This window comes from Nonomuraea sp. ZG12, assembly GCF_052068115.1.
In the GTDB taxonomy this organism is placed as follows: Bacteria; Actinomycetota; Actinomycetes; order Streptosporangiales; family Streptosporangiaceae; genus Nonomuraea.
Map to the genome: position 1 here is coordinate 1 of NZ_JBQHCW010000091.1, position 908 is coordinate 908.

Genomic DNA, 908 nt, shown 5'->3' on the forward strand with positions numbered 1-908 from the left:
CGATCGGCCGTACGCGCGTCCCACACCGGAGGCAGGTCGATCAGGCCACCCCACCGATCCGGATGCTCCAGAGCGGCGACCCGGCCGAACGCCCACGACTGTGCGGGCACCGGACTGACGGGCACCTCCCCGGCGACGGCCGCCATCGCGCCCGATGTCAACATCCACAGCGGCGCGTCGATCCCGGCGTCACCCAGCGCCTGGACCAGCCCCATCGTCCCGGCGAGCCCCCTGGTCACAACAGGCGACTCATCCAGGGGCGAATCGTCCACGGCCAGCAGGGACACGATCCCAGCCACCGGCAAATCACCGAGCTCGCCCAATGTCTGGGCGATACGGGCACCCAGAGACTCCCGATCCAGTTCACCAGGAGCGATCTCAGTGACCAGCACTCGGGCACCGCGATCCGTCAGAGCCTGAACGGCGGAGGTGGTCAGGTCGGTGCCGGCCTGGTCTGCGGGGGCGACCAGGAGCCAGGTGCCGGACAGGGTCGCGGGGGCGGGTTCGGTGAGCGGGGTCCAGGTGATGCGGTAGCGCCAATCGGCGACCGCGGACTCGCCCCGCTCACGCTGCCGCCAGGACGCCAGTGCGGGCAGTACCTCCTGCAGTCGCTGCCCGTCCACGGCCAGTGCCTGCGAAAGGCTGTCCAGGTCGCCGTTCTCGACGGCGGCCCAGAACGCACTCTCGGCCGCCGGGACGACGCTCGTCCCGGTCGAGGCTGGGGTCGGCTTGGGCCAGTACCGCTGCCGCTGGAAGGCGTAGGTCGGCAACTCGACCCGCTCGCCCATCGGCAGCACCGCCGCCCAATCCACCGCGACGCCCTGAACATGCACCTCGGCCAGGGAAGCCAGCAACCGCGCCGGGCCACCGTCATCCCGACGCAACGTCCCACACACCACCGGAACCTG

At 71.0% G+C, this 908-nt stretch carries 1 pseudogene; it reads right to left on the reverse strand.

Annotation, left to right across the window (positions count from 1 at the left end):
• Positions 1 to 854: pseudogene (locus ACTMTF_RS49385) on the reverse strand (type I polyketide synthase); the annotation flags it as partial.
• Positions 855 to 908 lie beyond the last annotated feature (54 nt).